The sequence below is a fragment of the Bacillus sp. FSL R5-0434 genome (genome assembly GCF_038004745.1).
In the GTDB taxonomy this organism is placed as follows: Bacteria; Bacillota; Bacilli; order Bacillales; family Bacillaceae; genus Bacillus; species Bacillus halotolerans.
This window is the reverse complement of sequence record NZ_JBBORV010000001.1, coordinates 3,627,509-3,645,874: the sequence shown is the minus strand read 5'-3', so window position 1 is coordinate 3,645,874 and position 18,366 is coordinate 3,627,509. Positions and strand designations below refer to the sequence as shown.

21 protein-coding genes and 1 pseudogene are annotated in these 18,366 nt (G+C 41.8%); 11 read left to right on the top strand and 11 right to left on the bottom strand.

The genetic code is table 11. The annotated features are described in order from the left end of the window. Nucleotides 1-128: 128 nt before the first annotated feature. From NYE43_RS18950 to NYE43_RS18930, 5 genes and pseudogenes are all read left to right on the top strand, one after another. Nucleotides 129-419, top strand: coding sequence for a hypothetical protein (locus tag NYE43_RS18950; RefSeq protein WP_232350997.1), 291 nt, complete (start codon nucleotides 129-131; stop codon nucleotides 417-419). Between the two features lie 41 nt (nucleotides 420-460). Continuing rightward, a complete protein-coding gene (locus tag NYE43_RS18945) occupies nucleotides 461-1,012 on the top strand; it encodes a hypothetical protein (RefSeq protein ID WP_095712849.1) in 552 nt (183 codons plus the stop codon). Nucleotides 1,013-1,088: 76 nt separating this feature from the next. Then, a complete protein-coding gene (locus tag NYE43_RS18940) occupies nucleotides 1,089-1,805 on the top strand; it encodes a hypothetical protein (protein WP_232350996.1) in 717 nt (238 codons plus the stop codon). A 147-nt stretch (nucleotides 1,806-1,952) separates the two neighbouring features. Then, a pseudogene (locus tag NYE43_RS18935) lies at nucleotides 1,953-2,441 on the top strand (hypothetical protein). A gap of 38 nt (nucleotides 2,442-2,479) precedes the next feature. Then, entirely contained in the window at nucleotides 2,480-3,196 is a 717-nt protein-coding gene (locus tag NYE43_RS18930; RefSeq protein ID WP_198098101.1) for an endonuclease V, read from the top strand. Between the two features lie 87 nt (nucleotides 3,197-3,283). Here NYE43_RS18930 and NYE43_RS18925 read toward each other — a convergent pair whose 3' ends face one another. After that, the gene (locus tag NYE43_RS18925) at nucleotides 3,284-4,165 is read right to left on the bottom strand and encodes a LysR family transcriptional regulator (protein WP_341062413.1); all 882 of its coding nucleotides are present in this window, start codon (nucleotides 4,163-4,165) and stop codon (nucleotides 3,284-3,286) included. Nucleotides 4,166-4,287: 122 nt separating this feature from the next. Between NYE43_RS18925 and NYE43_RS18920 the strand changes: the two genes are divergently transcribed. Next, complete coding sequence (locus NYE43_RS18920; RefSeq protein WP_095712853.1) at nucleotides 4,288-4,833, top strand: flavodoxin family protein; 546 nt, start codon at nucleotides 4,288-4,290, stop codon at nucleotides 4,831-4,833. After that, nucleotides 4,830-5,054, top strand: coding sequence for a hypothetical protein (locus NYE43_RS18915; protein WP_105990843.1), 225 nt, complete (start codon nucleotides 4,830-4,832; stop codon nucleotides 5,052-5,054). The genes NYE43_RS18920 and NYE43_RS18915 overlap by 4 nt, the downstream gene beginning before the upstream one ends. 25 nt (nucleotides 5,055-5,079) lie before the next feature. Here NYE43_RS18915 and NYE43_RS18910 read toward each other — a convergent pair whose 3' ends face one another. From NYE43_RS18910 to chrS, 3 genes are read right to left on the bottom strand one after another with little or no spacing between them, the layout of a single operon-like run. Beyond that, nucleotides 5,080-5,616 (bottom strand): chromate transporter, encoded by a 537-nt coding sequence (locus tag NYE43_RS18910; protein WP_341062411.1) that lies wholly within the window; start codon nucleotides 5,614-5,616, stop codon nucleotides 5,080-5,082. After that, nucleotides 5,613-6,206, bottom strand: coding sequence for a chromate efflux transporter subunit ChrB (gene chrB, locus NYE43_RS18905; protein ID WP_024123093.1), 594 nt, complete (start codon nucleotides 6,204-6,206; stop codon nucleotides 5,613-5,615). Before chrB ends, NYE43_RS18910 begins: the two co-directional genes overlap by 4 nt. Nucleotides 6,207-6,219: 13 nt before the next feature. Further along, on the bottom strand, nucleotides 6,220-6,696 hold the full coding sequence (gene chrS, locus NYE43_RS18900; RefSeq protein ID WP_024123092.1) for a chromate efflux transcriptional regulator ChrS: 477 nt from the start codon (nucleotides 6,694-6,696) through the stop codon (nucleotides 6,220-6,222). A gap of 213 nt (nucleotides 6,697-6,909) precedes the next feature. On the opposite strand from chrS, the gene ggt reads away from it, so the two are divergent. After that, nucleotides 6,910-8,487, top strand: a complete 1,578-nt coding sequence (gene ggt / locus NYE43_RS18895; RefSeq protein WP_341062410.1) for a gamma-glutamyltransferase — start codon at nucleotides 6,910-6,912, stop codon at nucleotides 8,485-8,487. Here ggt and NYE43_RS18890 read toward each other — a convergent pair. The 7 genes from NYE43_RS18890 to cotG all read right to left on the bottom strand — a co-directional run bounded on the left by NYE43_RS18890 (nucleotide 8,484) and on the right by cotG (nucleotide 14,918). Then, nucleotides 8,484-8,834 (bottom strand): DUF4181 domain-containing protein, encoded by a 351-nt coding sequence (locus tag NYE43_RS18890; protein ID WP_198098095.1) that lies wholly within the window; start codon nucleotides 8,832-8,834, stop codon nucleotides 8,484-8,486. The two genes, ggt and NYE43_RS18890, sit on opposite strands and share 4 nt — an antisense overlap. 73 nt (nucleotides 8,835-8,907) lie before the next feature. Further along, complete coding sequence (gene alsE / locus NYE43_RS18885) at nucleotides 8,908-9,606, bottom strand: D-allulose 6-phosphate 3-epimerase (protein WP_101864844.1); 699 nt, start codon at nucleotides 9,604-9,606, stop codon at nucleotides 8,908-8,910. A 15-nt stretch (nucleotides 9,607-9,621) separates the two neighbouring features. Continuing rightward, nucleotides 9,622-10,884, bottom strand: coding sequence for a PTS ascorbate transporter subunit IIC (locus tag NYE43_RS18880; RefSeq protein ID WP_341062408.1), 1,263 nt, complete (start codon nucleotides 10,882-10,884; stop codon nucleotides 9,622-9,624). A 33-nt stretch (nucleotides 10,885-10,917) separates the two neighbouring features. Beyond that, nucleotides 10,918-11,184, bottom strand: a complete 267-nt coding sequence (locus NYE43_RS18875; protein WP_024123087.1) for a PTS sugar transporter subunit IIB — start codon at nucleotides 11,182-11,184, stop codon at nucleotides 10,918-10,920. Nucleotides 11,185-11,195: 11 nt separating this feature from the next. Continuing rightward, the gene (locus tag NYE43_RS18870; RefSeq protein ID WP_341062405.1) at nucleotides 11,196-13,283 is read right to left on the bottom strand and encodes a BglG family transcription antiterminator; all 2,088 of its coding nucleotides are present in this window, start codon (nucleotides 13,281-13,283) and stop codon (nucleotides 11,196-11,198) included. 224 nt (nucleotides 13,284-13,507) lie between these two features. Continuing rightward, the gene (locus NYE43_RS18865; RefSeq protein WP_024123085.1) at nucleotides 13,508-14,128 is read right to left on the bottom strand and encodes a flavin reductase family protein; all 621 of its coding nucleotides are present in this window, start codon (nucleotides 14,126-14,128) and stop codon (nucleotides 13,508-13,510) included. A 163-nt stretch (nucleotides 14,129-14,291) separates the two neighbouring features. Further along, nucleotides 14,292-14,918: a spore coat protein CotG gene (gene cotG / locus NYE43_RS18860; RefSeq protein ID WP_127696409.1), complete on the bottom strand. Its 627-nt coding sequence runs from the start codon at nucleotides 14,916-14,918 to the stop codon at nucleotides 14,292-14,294. 138 nt (nucleotides 14,919-15,056) lie between these two features. On the opposite strand from cotG, the gene cotH reads away from it, so the two are divergent. The 3 genes from cotH (at nucleotide 15,057) to NYE43_RS18845 (ending at nucleotide 18,335) form a co-directional block, all read left to right on the top strand. Next, entirely contained in the window at nucleotides 15,057-16,145 is a 1,089-nt protein-coding gene (gene cotH, locus NYE43_RS18855) for a spore coat protein CotH (protein WP_024123083.1), read from the top strand. Between the two features lie 127 nt (nucleotides 16,146-16,272). Further along, nucleotides 16,273-17,595: a spore coat protein CotH gene (locus NYE43_RS18850; RefSeq protein ID WP_341062402.1), complete on the top strand. Its 1,323-nt coding sequence runs from the start codon at nucleotides 16,273-16,275 to the stop codon at nucleotides 17,593-17,595. A 62-nt stretch (nucleotides 17,596-17,657) separates the two neighbouring features. Then, nucleotides 17,658-18,335, top strand: coding sequence for a hypothetical protein (locus NYE43_RS18845; protein WP_024123082.1), 678 nt, complete (start codon nucleotides 17,658-17,660; stop codon nucleotides 18,333-18,335). Nucleotides 18,336-18,366 lie beyond the last annotated feature (31 nt).

Sequence of the window (18,366 nt, the reverse complement as noted above, 5' to 3'; positions counted from 1 at the left end):
TGATTCAAAAATATAAAGGAGAGAATGACTGAAAACGAAACTAAAGAGGTTTTGTTAATGAGAAAACATGTTAAATTAGATGTTCCAAAAGCAATTTACATCCCCTAAGAATAACACAAGGTTGGAAAGTGAATTATAATCATTTTGTTGAAATAGATCCAAGAACTTTAGAACCGAATGATGATTCCTGGTTTTTGTTCACAGACAGTTTGTTGCAGCTTTATCATGAACAATCCTCAATAACGCTTGATTTAGGCTGGGTTCCTGACATTTCTGCTGAAGGTAATTATCTGGTTTCAATAGTTAAAAATAATGATTGGGAAAACCCTATTAAAGAATTTTCATCAGACGACTATAAAAAAGTGATTGCACATATTCAATATCATTTAAAAGAAGTAACAAGGTCTTGGTGGAAATAGTTAAATAATTAATGGATTAATGAATGGAATGATTATTATTTATGGAAGATGGAATCAGATTTATTAGTGAATACCCAGAATTCAGTGAATTGCTTCAGCGTCTATTTGTGAAAAGGGAATTAGACGAATGGTACAAGAACAAATGTGCAGAGAAAATAAAAGTACCTGTTGAATTTAATCAAATAAAAGGTTTGAAAAAAATTGAAGTTAGAGATTTAAACAATCCTTCAGGAGAAATCAATATCCACTTGCAAGATCTTTCTGGAGAAAATGGATTTCATTTAGAACAGCAAATCAATATGAAAGTATCTAAATTGGTTCCTGTTTATGTACTAGATTATAGTTATTCCCTAAGACACGATTTAATTGATGGCGCTTATGATATTGTAGGGACCGCTGAATCTTTAGAATTCATTCAGGGAACGAACTATATCAATAAAATAATGCAAGAGAAAGGGTTTATCGAACTCAGTTATTTGTATGATTACTACGATACTGTGTATGAGTGGAGTGAATTGCCACATATACAGCCTTTCAACAGAAGATTAACATTAGGAGATGCCTTGTTTACTGATGTATTAGAATTGCTATAGTTAGAAACTTGCCGTGTTGTCATCGGCAAGTTTTTTTATAGATAGGATAACAATGTGGAGTACAAGGAGAAGCGAGATGAGCAGAGATCATATTTCTCAATTGCAGCCATTAAAAATCTGTGATGGCTGGTATGTAGTACTGAACAATTTAAACTCAGAAAAAAGAACGGTAGAAGAATATGAACTACTAATACTGCAAAATGAAAAACGTAATGCCATTATTAAGGTAATATATCAAGATGATCAATACCATATCAAAGTGGTTGGCTTAAAAATAGATAAGATTTATGACGTAGAATCTTTTGATAAAATAGAACATGTATTAGAAGAGTTAGAATATCAAATCTGGAGTGTGGGAAGCGGGGTTTTAGAAGATTTGCAGCCGCTAACCCAACAGGTTCCCGATTTCTTAAGGCTAAAGATACCGGCTGGTTGGACTGTCGATTATATTACATTAAAAGATACTGACCCTAAAACATTAGAGGCAAGTGATGATGCTTGGTTATTTGACTTTAATCAGGATATCCTGCAAATTTCTCATAAGACTAAAAACTTGTTGCTTGATGTAGGGTGGTACCCAGAAGGGGATCCAACCGGTAATTATGGCATTGAACTTATAAAAAACGAAGATTGGGAAAATCCATTAGAAGATACTATGTGTACGGAGCTTAAAGAATTAATTGCACAATTGGATCATATTTTTATGAGAGAAATGAAAAATGAATATCAATCTGCAGGTAGTAATACTTGCCTTTCAACAGAAGATAAAATGAGGAGATGCCTTGTTTACTGAAGTATTAGAATTGCTATAGTTTAACCTTACCTTGTTGTCATAGATAGGTTTTTTAGAATGATGAAAGCACATTTAACAAGTGAAGTACAGTAGAAATAGAAAGTATGAGTTACAGTTAATCTTTCATGGAAGGTCGTATAATAAGTAATGAAACTTCGGAATTATCATTTAGTAGAAGAAGTTATTGATTTTTCAAAAATGTTTAAACCTAGAACATCAAATGATATCTGTGATTTCACTAAAATAATTAATGACAAAGAAAAAGCTAAATACCATGCATATGAAGAAGTATTTGGTGAAGATGAATATACGTGGAAAGATATAAAAGAAAATGAAATGAGTGAAGTATGGGGCGAAATTTACGAATTAAACGATGATCAAAAACCACAAGACTTAGACGTATTACTAGAAGTTTTTTCTGTAAATGTCAGAAGGGTTTCGGCTGAATTTAATATTTTTTTGAAGATGTTGTAGCAGACCTGAATAATTGTGCAATCAATAGAGCGGTAATGGAACACACACAATTTTTTTGAAAAGCTTTTTGAAATTTATAAAGCGGGCTATTTTCCATGTGGATGGTATGGAGATTATCCTAATGGAAGTTATATCGCCTTGAAAATAGATTCAAAGTCATAAGAAACATTTTAGAAAGTAAAGAGAGGAAAGCTAGTGAAATGAAAGTACATCAAATTCACGATTTTCATCTAAAAGATGAATCGGATTTTGTTCAAACACAACAATCCCTTATACATAAAATCAACCTATCACCCTCCATCACCCCAGACTCCATCAAAACCTGCGCAGGCGTCGACCTTGCCTATTGGGAACAGGACGGAGAACCATACGGAGTGTGCAGTATCATCGTCATTGACGCTGATACAAAAGAAGTCTTTGAAAAAGTGCACAGCATGGGGAAAATCAGCGTGCCGTATGTGTCTGGTTTCCTTGCGTTTCGCGAGCTGCCGCTGATCATCGAGGCGGCCAAAAAGCTGGAGACGGAGCCGGATGTATTTTTGTTTGATGGCAACGGGTATCTGCATTACAACCATATGGGCGTTGCCACCCATGCGGCTTTTTTTCTCAATAAACCGACAATTGGGATTGCGAAAACCTATCTCAAAATCAAAGGCTGTGATTTCGTAATGCCTGAAAATAAAGTCGGTTCATACACAGATATTATCATTGACGGCGAGGTATATGGCCGGGCGCTGCGGACGCGGCGGGACGTGAAGCCTATTTTCTTGTCTTGCGGAAATAACATTGATTTAGAAAGCAGCTATCAAATTACGATGAGCATGATCAGTCATGAAAGCAGACTGCCGATCCCTGTCCGCCTGGCTGACCTTGAAACACATGTCTTACGAACGATTTATCAGAAAAATCACAGGTAACACTTGGGGCTCTAAGCCATCAAGTGTTTTTTGTATGCTGTGTGCTTTCCTGCTTTATCAAAAACCTTGTAGTCCTTGCAGAGAGGTTTATTTGAATGTTTTCCGCGTCAAATCGATAAAAGCCTTTAATGGTGCAGACATCCACTTGTCCTTATGCCATGCTAGTTGAGTAAAAACGGGGCAGTCGTTTTGCCAGTGGAGTTCTTTCATTCGACCTTCGGCAATATCGTCTTTTACTGTCATTTCAGGCAATAATCCAATTCCAAGTCCGGCCATCACGCATTGTTTGATGGCTTCTATGCTGACAAATTCTAATTTGTTAGGGTAGACACCGGCGTCGTGTAAGGCGTCCTCAAAGAGCGTGCGGTATGAGCAGCCGTCCTCTGTCAGGAGAAGGGTTTCGTTTTGAAGATTCTTCAATGTTACTGGTGAGTTTGCTGGAAAAGGATGGTCATTGGCGGCTACCATTTTGATCTCATCCTGAATCAGAGATTCAACGTGCAGTGCGTCTTCCATCCGGTTCACATCCAAAATGAAGGTAATATCAAGCTGGCCCTGTAAGAGCTGTTCTTTCGCTTGTTCGTTGGAAATATACGGTTTGAATATGAGCTTTACTTGAGGAAAAGTCTGTTTAAATTCTTTTATGATAGGGGGAAGGCGATATGTGCACTGGCTTTCCGTCGCCCCGATTTTCAAGGTTCCGGTTGTTTCTCTTACTTGATTTGCGGCCATTTTTGCTTCTTCTGTTAACGCAATAATCTTCTCCGCATAGGATTTGAATGTTTTGCCGGCTTCTGTCAGGATGAGCCGCTTGCCGAGCCGTTCAAATAAAGGAGTCCCGATTTCTTCTTCAAGTGATTTGATCTGAGAGGTAACACTTGATTGTGCATAGTTAAGCATCTTGGCGGTAAGGGTGAAGTTTACATGTTCTGCTGCCGTAATAAAGGTGATCAGCTGCTTCAATTCCATTTGTTATCGTCCTTTCTAAATCGGCTTTATCGATTGGAATAATCGAAATAATCATCTGTATTGATTAATGAATCCATTATATGATGGAAAAAATCATTCGTAAACAAAGGAGCAGATGCATCATGAAAATTGCGGTCATTAATGGCGGAACGAGGCCTGGCGGAAATACGGATATTCTTGCGGAGAAGGCTGTTCAAGGATTCGGTGCGGAGCACATTCATTTGCGGAAATATCAAATCCAGCCGATTGAGGATCTGCGTCACGCTCAAGGCGGCTTTCGTCCTGTTCAAGATGACTACGATTCTATCATTGAGCGGGTATTGCTGTGCGATATTCTTGTATTCGCCACCCCAATTTATTGGTTCGGCATGTCAGGAACGTTAAAGCTGTTCATTGATCGCTGGTCACAGATGATGAGAGATCCGCGATTTCCTGATTTTAAAGAGCAAATGTCGGCAAAACAGGCATATGTGATAGCAGCCGGAGGAGATAATCCTAAGATAAAGGGGCTGCCTCTGATAGAACAGTTTGGTCACATTTTTGATTTTATGGGAATGTCATTTGAAGGCTATGTGCTGGGAGAAGGCAATCGTCCCGGCGATATTTTATACGATCAGCAGGCAATAGAAGCTGCGGGCAGGCTATTGAAAAGAAGTGATGCCGTGTGAAGCTGCTGTTGTCCGTCATTGTTGGAATGCTTATTCTAGGATTCTTTTTATCTTGGAAAATGCCGCGATCTGAGGAATGGATACACGTCAAAACAAACTCGTCTCAAGATAAGCAATTTGCCAGAATGTCAGGAAACACGCTGCAAATCAAAAACGTGATCAAAAATGATGCAGGCAAAGAAACAATTTATATGACAAATGGCATTTCTGGCCCAAAATAAAAAGCACCCTTTGAGGGTGCTTTTTCTATAAATGAGGAACTACAAGCCCTCCATATAAAAATGCCGCGATAATCAGGAAAGCCGGATGCAGTTTGAATTTTGTCATGCAAAGGAGGGAAATGCCCGCAATCACTAAGGATTGAATCCAGCCGATGGCTTTGATGCCGTCTTCGCCGATTTGCCAAGTGAGAATAAGCATCATGACAGCGATAACAGGCTGAACAGACAGCGTCATGCCTTTGATCACGGGTGATTGGCGAAAGCGCTGAATGATGCGCAGCAGGACGATCAGCGCGAACGCGGACGGCACAACAGTTGCAATCAGCGCAATCAGAAAGCCGGGCCAGCCGCCTGCGCTGTAGCCGACATAAGCGGCGATTTTGGTTGCGATCGGGCCCGGCAATGCGTTCGCAAGTGCGAGCATGTTAGAGAATTGGTCGTTTGACAGCCAGACGTATCTGTTTACGACTTCTTCAAACATCAGCGGGATAGAGGCTGGGCCGCCGCCATATCCCAGAACGTTTGCGATAAAAAATGCTGTGAATAAAAACATAACGATCATGAGGCGGACATTCCTTTATCTTTTGAATGTTTATTTGTGATTTTGTCTTTCAGTTTAAAATGAAATGCTCCGTATGCTAAGAATATGATAATGACAATGCCGGGGTTGATCTGTAACAATTGCAGTCCGATAAAAGCGATGATAAAAAACAGGATTCCGGTGACCCAGCCAAATCCTTTGAGCGCTTTTTGCCCAAACTCATATGCCATAATACCGAGCATAACGGCGATAACCGGCGTCACGGCGCCAATCATGCCGGCGACAACCGCCGAGTGGCTTAAGACGTTTACAGCCGCAAATAAGGCAACCATCGCAAGGCATGTAGGCAGAATGTGGGCAAGAGTAGCGACAATTGCGCCTAGCGTGCCTTTTAGTTTGAATCCCAGGTATGCCGCCATCTTGGTGGCGATCGGTCCGGGGAGTGCATTGGCGATGGCTAATATTTCTCCAAATTCATCATCATCTATCCATTTATATTTATTCACCGCTTCATGGCGGATCAGCGGAATCACCGATGGACCGCCCCCGAAGCCTAAGATTCCGGTGCGCACCATTGCGGCCGTCATATCCCGATAAGGGTGGTTTTTCATTAGTTTCTCTCCTTTACAGCTTCATTCCCATACGGCTTTTGTACCGTTTGATCAGCATTTGGCAATCAACGCTGACGACACCCTGAAGCGGATACAGCCGTTTTGTTAAAAACTCTTCCATTTCCTGATCATTTGCGAAAATTCCGTGCATGTGAAGCTTGCTCGGGCCAGTCATGTGATAAAGGCTGGTGACTGCGGGTTCTTCTTCAAGCTTTAGAGCGACTTCTTCTAGGAATTGCGGCTCTACCTCGACATTAAAAAACACGGATACATGAATGCCGATTTTAGCTGGATTGATCACCGCTGTGAATTTTTCAATAACGCCTGCTTCAATCAGCTGATTAATACGTGATTGAACTGCAACACGTGATAAATCGACTCTTTTGCCAAGATCCGTATAAGAAATCCTTCCTTCCTCATGCAAAATGGTAAGGATCTGTTTGTCTATCTCATCAAGAACAAGGTTGGGGATTTGATATTCATTGCCCATTTGTTCCACCTGCTTTCGTTTGACTTTTAGTCAATATTTTATCATATAAGTTTCATTTCGTAAGAGATAATTTAAATTTATTTTCATAATGAACAATAAAATATTTTTATGTTTACGAAAAGGAGGAAGTTCGTCAGCTTTTCTTCCGGGGCAGTAGATGCGAAAACTCAGGCTCTCTATACTGAAGAAAATCCCTTGCAAAGGAGACTTGTGATGAACAGATCTATTATCGGCACTAAGCAAATGGTCGTCAGTCCGCATTACCTCGCATCACAAGCGGGAAACCGCATTCTGGAGAAGGGAGGAAACGCATTTGACGCCGCTGTCGCCGTGAGCGCTTGTCTGGCGGTTGTCTATCCGCATATGACGGGGCTTGGAGGAGATTCCTTTTGGCTGACCTTTCATCAAAAAACAAAGGCGGTAAGAGTGTACAATGGCAGCGGCCGTTCAGGAAAAAATGTGACGAGAGACGTGTATAAGGGGAAAAATGAGATCCCGCTGCGGGGGATCGACAGCGCAATTACCGTACCGGGAATGGTCGATAGCTGGGATGCCGTGCTGAAGACATACGGACGGATGTCGCTTTCTGATGTATTGGAGCCTGCACTCCATTATGCTGAAAATGGTTTTCCTGTATCTGCAGATCAGTGCCGGCATACAGCGACGAATCTTGAATTGCTGGCGTCAACACCTTACACCGCTGATATCTTCACGAAAAACGGCAAAGCACCGGTCCCCGGCGAACGGTTTGTGCAAAAAGAGCTTGCGAACAGCCTGAAAATGATTGCTGAAAAAGGAAGAAGCGCATTTTATGAAGGTTATATCGCACAGCGGATTGTCTCGTATTTACAGCATAATGGCAGCTATATGACACTTGATGATTTTACAGGACACAAGGGTGAGTGGATGGAGCCTGTATCCTGTGATTACCGGGGGTACATTGTGTATCAGGCGCCGCCGAATTCCCAAGGTTTTACGGGTTTAATGACGTTGAACATTCTGGAAAACTATGATTTCAGCCAAATTGAACATGGTTCATTTACCTATTATCATGTGCTCGTGGAGGCACTGAAAAAGAGTTTTCTAGATCGGAATGCCGTTCTGACTGATCCGGCGTTTGCTGATATTCCGCTGGAAAGCCTCTTGGACAAAAGCTATGCCAAGCAGCTGGCGGAAGAAATCGGTTATATAGCTGAACCGGCGGAAAGCAGACCGATTGGCAGTGATACCGCCTATGCCGCTGTGATGGATTCGGATGGCAACGCGGTGTCGTTCATTCAAAGCCTTTACTTTGAATTTGGCTCGGCTGTTACTGCTGGGGATACAGGCATTCTCATACAGAATCGCGGATCATTTTTCTCATTGGATGAAAATCATGTCAACACACTTGAGCCGAGAAAGCGCAGCTTCCATACGCTGATGCCGGCTATGATCTGTAAGAACGGGAAACCGAAGATTCTGTACGGCACGCAAGGGGGCGAAGGCCAGCCGCAGACTCAGACCGCGATTATCACCCGAATGCTGGACTATGGAATGCATCCTCAGCAGGCAATCAGCGAACCGCGCTGGGTATGGGGCAGAACGTGGGGCGAGGATTATGAAGGTCTCAGAGTTGAGAACAGAATCGCAGAGGAGACGGTCGACATGCTAAAAGAAAGCGGCCATCTCGTGGAGACAGTCAGTGATTATGACCCGCTGATGGGTCACGCCGCAGCAATCGCAGTGGATGAGGAGGGCTTTCTCCAGGGAGGAGCCGATCCAAGGGGGGATGGGGCGGCTGTTGGGATTTAAGATACGAAGAAGAACATACTCATATAAATAAAAATGACCAGAAACAGTGCCGCACCAAATAATGAGTGTACATATTGTTTTTCTTCACGCTCATATTTCCATTCCATAAGAGCACGTAAACAATTAATGACGAAAAGATATAAAATGAGCATATACTCTGGCGGAAAACGCAAAAGAGAAAATCCCAGTAAAATGAGCAGAACGATTTCCAGCACCCCTTGTATACTGTTCACCGGTTTATACCACCAACGGGGTTTGGGAATGCCGCGTTTACTGGCGAAAATATAAAAAGATGTACTGAAAGCAGCTGCGATCAGTATTAAAATTAAGAAATGAGTGCCTGTCATACCAATCCCTCCTAAACTCATCTCTTTATACGTTCGTGGGAGAGAAAATGTTTCATAGAAAAACACCCGGAGATTACTCCGGGTGTTGCATTTTTACAGGATGTGTCTGCTGCTGAAAAATGGTTTTCATTTTATCCCATGCGATTTCTGTGTTTTCATCGAGATCAAAGAGGCCTGAATTGCCGATGATAAAAATGTCATTCCCAGCTTCCGCAAGCATGCGGAAGGTTTTTTCATTACAGGAGCCGTCAACTTCAATGGCATACGTATAATGATTTGTTTCTCTCCACTCTTTAGCCGCACGGATTTTTCCAGTCATTTCTGCGATAAACGGCTGCCCGGCAAAACCCGGATCAACGGTCATAATCGTCAGTTTATCAATCAAATGCACATAAGGGCTGATCCACTCTAGCGGAGTGGCCGGGTTCAATACAATCCCGACCTTTGCGCCATGATCTTTGATTTTGTGTATCAGCCGAAACGCCGAACGGTTAATGGTTTCGGCATGAACGCTAATGTAATCAGCGCCGGCCTCTGCTGTCATATCGATAAAATCCTCCGGCCTTTCAACCATCAGGTGGGCATCAATCGGGAGAGCTGTCATCGTTCTGAGCTGGCTGATGAAAAATGGGGACAGCGTAATGTTTTTGACAAAATGGCCGTCCATGATGTCAACATGATACATATCGGCCCGGCTGTTTAGAATGGTGATCTGCTCGTTGAATTTTGTTAAATCCATACACATCAGAGAAGGTGAAAATAAATGTTTCATGACGCATACCTCACTTTATTTGAAGAATTGTATGATCCAGCCAAGAAGAATCCCGATAATGCCAAAGTCTGAATCACCGTAAGTCGTGCCTTCAAATCCGAGCGAGCCAAGAACCGGCAGAAGAAGCGCAGGCAGAAAAGAAATGAGAATGCCATTGGCAAACGCACCGAGTACAGCCCCCCGCACTCCGCCGGTTGCATTTCCGTAAACTCCCGCAGCGGCTCCTGTAAAGAAATGCGGTACAAGTCCCGGGACAATAACACTGAGACCGAAGACCGGAAGAAGAAAAATAGACACAATACCTGCCAGGAAGCTGGATAAAAATCCGATAATCACAGCGTTTGGCGCAAAAGGAAAAACCGTCGGACAGTCAAGAGCGGGTTTGGCGCCTTTCACTAGCTTCTCAGCGATGCCTTTAAAAGCAGGGACAATTTCCGCGATTACCATCCGAACCCCCGCCAAGATGACATATACCCCAGCAGCGAACGTAATGGCCTGCATAAAGGAATAAACGAGGAAATGGCTTCCGCCGCTCAACGATGCTTCAATATAATCCTTTCCGGCGAAAGGAGCGACAATAAAGAAAAGGAGTGCCATCGTTAAAGAAATGGAGACTGACGTATCCCGCAGAAATCCTAATGATTTCGGAACTTTGATATCCTCAGTCGAATGAGATGGATTGCCCGCATGTTTGCCGATGAATCCAGCAATAAAATAGCCTGCAGAACCGAAATGGCCGAGAGCGAGATCATCGCTTCCTGTAATTTTTTTTGTGTGCGGCTGAAGGATGGCGGGTGACAGCACCATCAGCCCTCCAAGAATAATGGCGCCCGCAACAATGAGAGGAACACCGCTGATGCCGCCGGTAATCAGCACGGCGGAGATCAATGAAGCCATGTAGAGAATATGATGGCCGGTTAAGAAAATATATTTAAATGGCGTGAGACGCGCCAGCAATATGTTAACAATCATTCCGAAGATCATAATGAGTGCCGTTTCCGTCCCAAACGTTTTTTGAGCAATGGCTGAGATTGCATCTGTATTTGGTACGACGCCTTTAATGTGGAATGCTTTTTCGAACATGCTGCCGAACACGGCTAGTGAATCTGAGACAATCGCCGCCCCGGCGCTGAGAATGACGAATCCCATTGCCGTTTTCAGTGTGCCCGATACGGTATCCGCAGCGTTTTTCTTTTGCAGAAGCAGACCGGCTAAGGCAAAAAGTCCAATTAAAATAGCAGGAGTTCCCAGGAAATCGTTAATCAAAAAATCAAGCATCAGATGCACCCCCGTCGTCTATGTTTTTGTGTGTTACAAGTTGGTAAGGATGGCTTCTTTGATTTCTTTCTGGTCCAGCAGGTTTTTGAGTCCGACAACATTACGAGTTCCATCGTCAAGACCTGACACAATATCGGCTGATCCTAGATACAGATCCGCTTGCTCCGTTTTGCTTGAAGTGAGGTCTGTATGTGTAACATCAGCGCTGATGTTCAGTTCATCAATGATTTTTTTCACATTCATTTCAACAATAAAGCTTGATCCAAGTCCGTTTCCGCAAACAATTAAGATTTTTTTCATTCGAATCACTCCTAGTTTGAGTATTTTTGAATCATTGGCAGCACATCTTCTGCCGATTGAGCGTTAATCAGCAATTGAATGTTTTCCGGATCACCCAGCATATTCGTGAGCTGGGAGAGGGCTTTCAAATGGGTGTCATTGTCGATTGCCGCGAGCACGATAATCAGCTGGACTGAATGCTCGGGCCGGTCTGAAAAGGAAACGGCTTGGTTCAGTCTCAGAAAGCTCATGCCGATTCGATTCACACCGTCTTCAGGCCTCGCGTGCGGGATGGCTACATTCGGCGTAATAACGATATATGGGCCCAGTGTCTGAATCGTGGCAATCATGGCATCGACGTATTGCGGGGTAACAGACCCGTCATCCAAAAGCGGCTTTGCCGCCATGCGGACGGCATCCGCCCAACAGGGGGCAGAGTCGGCCATCGTTATATGGTTAGGTGTCATTAATTCAGCAAGCATTGGTTTGCGGTTCGCCTCCTTTTCATGTTTGTGCGGCTGTCCTAAATACTCGGTCAGTTCTTGCATCAGCTCTGTTTTATGAATGCCTTCTGCATGTTTTTCGATGATGCCCATGATGTCATGAACACTTGGATGGAAATGGGGAGCGCTGTTTGAGAGCGCATCTACTTTTTTCAGCAGGCTGATCTTTTCCTTGCTGTTCAGTATGGGATTAACGATGAGCACAGGCACCCCTCTGTCTGGGAGCGGAACAGTTGAGATCAGGACATCAGTTTCAAGCGTCATTGTTTCATAGACACGGCTTGATACGGTTTTCAGAATATCGACATTCGGCAGAAGATCTTCTATTTGGCTCTGTAAAATTTTTGAAGTGCCGATGCCGCCCGGGCAGACAATAACCGCTGTTTTTCTAAGTGAGGGCGCGACCCCTTCACGTTTCATCCAGCCTCCGAAATGCATGGCGATAAAAGCTGTTTCTTCACTGCTGACAGGTTTTCTTAATTCTTTTTGAAGGTGATGAACGACTTTTTTCGTTAAGCAGAAAATATCACTGTATTTCGTTTTGATGGAGGCAGCTACATCACTCTCATGAGGGGTGATATTATATTTAATCCTGTAATAAGCTGATTTCAAATGAAGCACCAGATGTTTTTTTAGATTTTCCGGGTCCTGAAAAAGCACGCAGGCGTAACGCTGGAAATCGACAATCATTTTGTCCGCGATATCATGTATCGCATCCAGCTCACCTGCAATGAGACTTGAAGCGGGGAACTGACTGATTTTAGCCCCTAACAGATGGATCGTGAAGTAGCACATCTCTTGATCAGAAATAAAGGCTTTTTCCGGCAGTTCCGCGGCCGCCGCCCGAACGGCCGCTTCATATTCCTTCGTTTGCCTGATGGCGTATTGCTCTTCTTGTTCTAGAGTGATTTCTTTTCCCGCCTTTAATCTGATCAGAAATAACGTAAAGTGCACACTTAAGCCCGCGAGAACATGATCAGCAAATTTCATGTGAAGAAGCTTTTCGAAAGTCAGCAGCATAGACCGCATGGTTTGGATCTGCTGTTCACAAGCAGCCGGATCGGGACATAGATCGGTAACGGCCTCAGTGCTGCTGCTTTTTTGCATGAGCTGATTTGCGTATTCTGCCAGCAGTTTTCGTTTTTGCTGCTCTATTCCTGAGAAGAAATACCCCTTTTCTTTGGTAAAGGAAAGAACGATGCCGAATGTCTTCAGCTTTTCGCGAATATGCTTCATATCCTGAATAGCGGTGTTGCGGCTGACGTGATTTTCGTCAATGAAGTTCTGCAAAAGTAACCGTCTGTTTCTCGTTAAAATGCGCAGGATCACTCTTGCCTGCCTTTCTGAGGGAGAATATTCATAGCTTGAATTTGTCAGCGTTTTCATTTCTGATGTCAGCATTTTTTTCGTTTGGTCTTCTAAATAAAATCCTGCTGAACGCCTTCTTTTGATCGGTGTCAGTCCGGTCTCTTTCAGCCAGCTGTTAATTTTTTCAATGTCATAATACAGTGTTCTCCTTGAAATGTTTAATTGCTCCGTTAATTCGCCGCAAGTAACATAGCTGGTTGTGTTGAGAACCTGATGAAGAATGGCTGATCTTCTTTGGTCTAAAGGCATGCCCATCAGCTCCTTATGTGCAGGTGATATCAGTCTGCTGTCCTTCTCTTCGTGCGGGCTTATTTCAATTGTAATGGGGAGCATCTGAATTTATAAGACCAAATCAGTGCAAACGGTTTGTGCAAATATGATTCCTACAAACAAAAAAAGCCAGACACATGCTGCGCCGGCTTTTTTGAATAACGGTGTCTTTTTGACTAGTTTCTTCTATATAAATAGTCCTTTTATGAACTCGGACGAATCAATGTAAATTCTTCACCGAGCTTTGCATAATGGTTTCCGGCTAATCTGGAAGCCGGCTTTAATTCGTCCGTCAAAATATACCCTTTTTCTGCGTCATACACCTTCTCATCGAGGTGAAAACAGACAACTCTGCCAATAAGCAGATCAGCCGTGGTCACACCATGATCATTGTCGAAGGTGATATGCCGTTCGAGCTTGCATTCAAAACGAATGCGGGCTTCTTGAATGCCGGGCACCGAAACAGCCGTGCTCTCTACAGAATGGAGAGAGGTGCGTGTCATTTCACTTTCGTCCGGCCCTAAACTTGCCGCCGTTTCATTGATGTCTTCAATGATGGCTTCATCACTGACATGGACGACAAATTCACCGTTTTCTATCGCGTTTCTGGCTGTGTCTTTTTGCCGGCCTTCTGATCGGTTAACAGAAATACTGAGTAGCGGAGGATCTGAGCTGACCACGTTATAGAAACTGAAAGGTGCCGCATTGATTGCCCCGCCTGAAGAAAGTGTTGTAACAAATGCGATCGGGCGCGGAATAACGGCTCCTGACAGCAGCTTATACGTCTCTTTGGCACTAAGCTCTTCTGCTTGAAATATGTACACAACAACACCGCCTTTATTGTAAGAGTACCATGATTATAACGAAATCCATTCAAGGAAACCAAATGATGCGGGTTGCATATGCTATGTCATGACATATAACTGATATAGGGGAATTAGAAAATAGGCTACCGTACGTATGCCGGAGCCTATGATGACAGTTTCATTATTTATATTTCTTTTTGACTACCCAGCAATTGCCGTCTTTCCAGAACTCTTTTTTGCTGTCGTAATCATCTTTTTTGCGATGATGATCATTTTTCCAGTGTTTTTTGCGAGAGCGGTACGACTTTTTGTAGCTGCGAGATTTTCTGTGTGAACAGAATGATTTTTTGTAGCTGCGAGATTTTCTGTGCGAACAGAATGATTTTTTGTAGCTGCGAGATTTTCTGTGCGAACAGAATGATTTTTTGTAGCTGCGAGATTTCTTGTGTGAGCAGTAGGATTTTTTGTAGCTGCGAGATTTCTTGTGTGAGCAGTAAGATTTTTTATGGCTGCGAGATTTCTTGTGTGAGCAGTAAGATTTTTTATGGCTGCGAGATTTCTTGTGTGAGCAGTAAGATTTTTTATGGCTGCGAGATTTCTTGTGTGAGCAGTAAGATTTTTTATGGCTGCGAGATTTCTTGTGTGAACAGTAAGATTTTTTATGGCTGCGAGATTTTTTGTGAGAGCGGTGCGACTTTTTATGACTGCGTTTTTTTCCACGAGGCTCTTGGTATAAATAAGTTTTTAAACCTTCTTTTTTTGCGGATTTCACCGCTTCTTTGATATCAGAATGGGAATAGTGGCCCAATTGAAATCCTCCTTTTTTTAATTTGTTTAAGGATGAAGATCCTTACTACACACATAGTACGCACGATTGTAAAAAGTGTATAAGTGTTCCGCTGAGATCTCACAAAAATAAAAGCCTAATTTTGAAGGGGGACTACGGATGAAGAATCAATCAAATTTGCCTCTTTATCAGCTGTTTATTCATCCAAAAGACTTACGGGAATTAAAAAAGGATATATGGGACGATGAACCGGTTCCGGCTGTGTTGAAAGTGAATCAGAAAAGATTTGATATCGACATCGCTTATCGCGGATCTCATATTAGAGATTTCAAAAAGAAGTCGTACCATATTTCCTATTATCAGCCGAAAACATTTCGCGGCGCCCGCGAGGTTCACTTGAATGCGGAATATAAAGATCCTTCCATGATAAGAAACAAATTGTCTCTCGATTTTTTCTCAGAGCTGGGGACGCTGTCTCCAAGGGCAGAATTTGTGTTTTTAAAGGTAAATGGAAAGAATGAAGGAGTGTATCTTGAGCTTGAATCCGTGGATGAATATTATTTAAGGAAAAGGAAGCTGGCGGACGGAGCGATTTTTTACGCGGTTGATGATGATGCTAATTTTTCTCTCGTGAGTGATTTGGAGAGGGAAACGAAGAAGTCACTTGAGCATGGGTATGAAAAGAAGACAGGGACTGAGGAAGATGATTTTTATTTACAGGATATGATCTTTAAAATTAATACTGTCCCGAAAGCTCAATTTAAATCAGAAGTGACAAAGCACGTGAATATCGATAAGTATTTGCGCTGGCTGGCCGGCATTGTGTTCACCTCAAACTATGACGGGTTTGTCCACAATTACGCTTTGTACAGAAGCGGGGAAACCGGATTATTTGAAGTGATTCCTTGGGACTATGACGCAACCTGGGGCAGGGATATCCATGGGGGGCGGATGGCTGCAGATTACGTAAGAATTCAAGGGTTTAATACATTAACCGCCCGCATTTTGGATGAACCCGATTTTCGCAGGTCCTACAAGCATCTGTTAGAAAAAACGCTCCGATCTCTCTTTACCATTGAATATATGAAACCAAAAATATTGGCGCTTTATGATCAAATCAGGCCGTTTGTCCTGATGGACCCATATAAAAAGAGTGATATTGAACGTTTTGACCGTGAGCCGGAAGTGATTTTTGAGTATATTAAAAATCGTTCACAATACATCAAAAGCAATTTAAGTATTTTGTGAATCCATGATTATAGGTATTCGCTGAAAATCAGACAATTAGGCTATTGAATTAGTTCAAGAAATAACTGTGACACGTATATATGCAATATATTTATCATCTATGTATAAATGACTAGGAGGGTAATGAATGAGCAAGAGGAGAATGAAAAATCATTCAAATCATGATATATCTTATTATCATTTTTTGCATTCAATGCAAGATAAAATTGTCACTGTATATCGAGGAGGTCCCGAATCTAAAAAAGGAAAATTGGTAGCTGTAAAATCAGATTATATCGCTTTGCAAACTGAAAAAAAAACCATTTATTATCAATTGGATCATGTAAAAAGTATTACAGAGGATACCAATAATAGCACAACAACAATTGAGACGGCAGAAATGGCTGACGCTGATGATTTTCACAGCTTAATCGGACAATTAATGAACCAATCCGTTCAATTAAATCAAGGCGGTCCGGAATCTAAAAAAGGAAGTTTGGTATGGCTAGGAGATGATTACGCTGCGTTAGACACAAATGAGGATGGAGTAGTTTATTTTAATATTCATCACATCAAAAGCATAAGTAAACATGAGTCCGCTTTAAATAAAGAAGGACATACGCCAAGTGTCTTGGAAGCTGATAACCTAAAAGAAGTTTTTAAGAGTTTAACTCATAAATGGGTTTCGATTAATCGAGGAGGACCAGAAGCAATTGAAGGTATCCTCGTAGATAATGCGGATGGTCATTATACTTTAGTGAAAAATCAAGAAGTGCTTCGCATATATCCTTTTCATATCAAGAGCATCAGCTTAGGCCCAAAAGGCTCTAACAATCAAAAGAAAGAACATGATGATAAAGAAGAAAGCAAAAATGATATAGACCAGAAACAAAAACAAGAAGAAGAGGGGGACAGTAATTCGTTAACATCTTCAAAATCACATAGCTCATCAAGTTCGTCCAAATCAAATAAACGATCATCAAGATCTTCAGATTATCAATCATCAACATATGATCGTTCATCAGACACCAGCAGTTCGTCCAAATCATATCGGTCACCAAGATCTTCAGATTATCAATCGTTAAAATATGATCATTCATCAGACACCAAAAGTTCGTCCAAATCATATTGGTCATCAAGATCTTCAGATTATCAATCGTCAACATATGATCGTTCATCAGACACCAAAAGTTCATCCAAATCATATCGGTCACCAAGATCTTCAGATTATCAATCATCAAAATATGATCACTCATCAGACACCAAAAGTTCATCCAAATCATATCGGTCACCAAGATCTTCAGATTATCAATCGTCAACATATGATCGTTCATCAGACACCAAAAGTTCATCCAAATCATATCGGTCACCAAGATCTTCAGATTATCATAGCACCGGAAGCCAAAAGGAAGATTATAGCTATGAAACGATTGTCAAAACGATAGACTATCATTGGAAGCGCAAATTTTAATAGATAATGAAGGTGCATCAATAAAGTGATGCCCTTTTTCATTCAATTAAAGGGGGAGAATGGTGAAAGGTTTGAATCAATTTCTTGACACAGATGTTGATGTTGTCATTTCAGGAGATACAAGATTTGTCGGCACACTTATAGATATTGGACAGGATATTTTTGTTATATTTAATGGCTGCAATTATCTTTATATTCCCTTGCTGCATCTCCATCAAATGAACAAAGCAATAATAAATACGAATACTGGGAAACCAATTTTAAGAGATCCGGAAGATACAATAATGCAGGCGGAAAATAATAGTTTTTCTTACAGAAACACATTAAACAATGTGAAAGGCAAATTTATTGAAGTTTATGTAACTGGGGATCGGTCGATACATGGATATGTTACAAGTGTTTTAAATGATTATATTGTATTTTTTTCACCTGTATTTAAAACACTTTTCATATCTATGCATCACTTAAAATGGTTTACCCCTTATTCAACAGAGCAAACGCCGTACACTCTTGACAACTCTCAATTGCCTGTCGTACCTTCCAGTGTTTCACTTGTACGTAATTTTGAGGAGCAGATCAAAAAATATGTTGGCCAATTGGTTATATTTGATATGGGGGAAGTGCCAGAAAAAGTCGGTCTATTAAAAGATGTATCTAATAATATCATTGAGCTTATTAACGCAAGTGGAAAGTCAATCATTTGGAAGTTAAATCATCTAAAGACAATGCATCTCCCCTAGCGTAGCCTCTACTGAAAATAAACTGCCCTCG

Excerpts from the sequence above, each read along its gene's own strand:
- NYE43_RS18920 (WP_095712853.1), top strand. The coding sequence starts at position 4,288 with ATGAAAATTGCGGTCATTAATGGCGGAACGAGGCCTGGCGGAAATACG.
- NYE43_RS18850 (WP_341062402.1), top strand. The coding sequence starts at position 16,273 with ATGAGCAAGAGGAGAATGAAAAATCATTCAAATCATGATATATCTTAT.
- chrS (WP_024123092.1), bottom strand. The coding sequence starts at position 6,696 with ATGGGCAATGAATATCAAATCCCCAACCTTGTTCTTGATGAGATAGAC.
- ggt (WP_341062410.1), top strand. The coding sequence starts at position 6,910 with ATGAACAGATCTATTATCGGCACTAAGCAAATGGTCGTCAGTCCGCAT.
- NYE43_RS18875 (WP_024123087.1), bottom strand. The coding sequence starts at position 11,184 with ATGAAAAAAATCTTAATTGTTTGCGGAAACGGACTTGGATCAAGCTTT.
- chrB (WP_024123093.1), bottom strand. The coding sequence starts at position 6,206 with ATGAAAAACCACCCTTATCGGGATATGACGGCCGCAATGGTGCGCACC.
- NYE43_RS18880 (WP_341062408.1), bottom strand. The coding sequence starts at position 10,884 with ATGCTTGATTTTTTGATTAACGATTTCCTGGGAACTCCTGCTATTTTA.
- NYE43_RS18930 (WP_198098101.1), top strand. The coding sequence starts at position 2,480 with ATGAAAGTACATCAAATTCACGATTTTCATCTAAAAGATGAATCGGAT.
- NYE43_RS18945 (WP_095712849.1), top strand. The coding sequence starts at position 461 with ATGGAAGATGGAATCAGATTTATTAGTGAATACCCAGAATTCAGTGAA.
- NYE43_RS18910 (WP_341062411.1), bottom strand. The coding sequence starts at position 5,616 with ATGATCGTTATGTTTTTATTCACAGCATTTTTTATCGCAAACGTTCTG.
- NYE43_RS18870 (WP_341062405.1), bottom strand. The coding sequence starts at position 13,283 with ATGCCTTTAGACCAAAGAAGATCAGCCATTCTTCATCAGGTTCTCAAC.
- NYE43_RS18925 (WP_341062413.1), bottom strand. The coding sequence starts at position 4,165 with ATGGAATTGAAGCAGCTGATCACCTTTATTACGGCAGCAGAACATGTA.
- alsE (WP_101864844.1), bottom strand. The coding sequence starts at position 9,606 with ATGAAACATTTATTTTCACCTTCTCTGATGTGTATGGATTTAACAAAA.
- cotH (WP_024123083.1), top strand. The coding sequence starts at position 15,057 with ATGAAGAATCAATCAAATTTGCCTCTTTATCAGCTGTTTATTCATCCA.
- NYE43_RS18890 (WP_198098095.1), bottom strand. The coding sequence starts at position 8,834 with ATGACAGGCACTCATTTCTTAATTTTAATACTGATCGCAGCTGCTTTC.
- NYE43_RS18940 (WP_232350996.1), top strand. The coding sequence starts at position 1,089 with ATGAGCAGAGATCATATTTCTCAATTGCAGCCATTAAAAATCTGTGAT.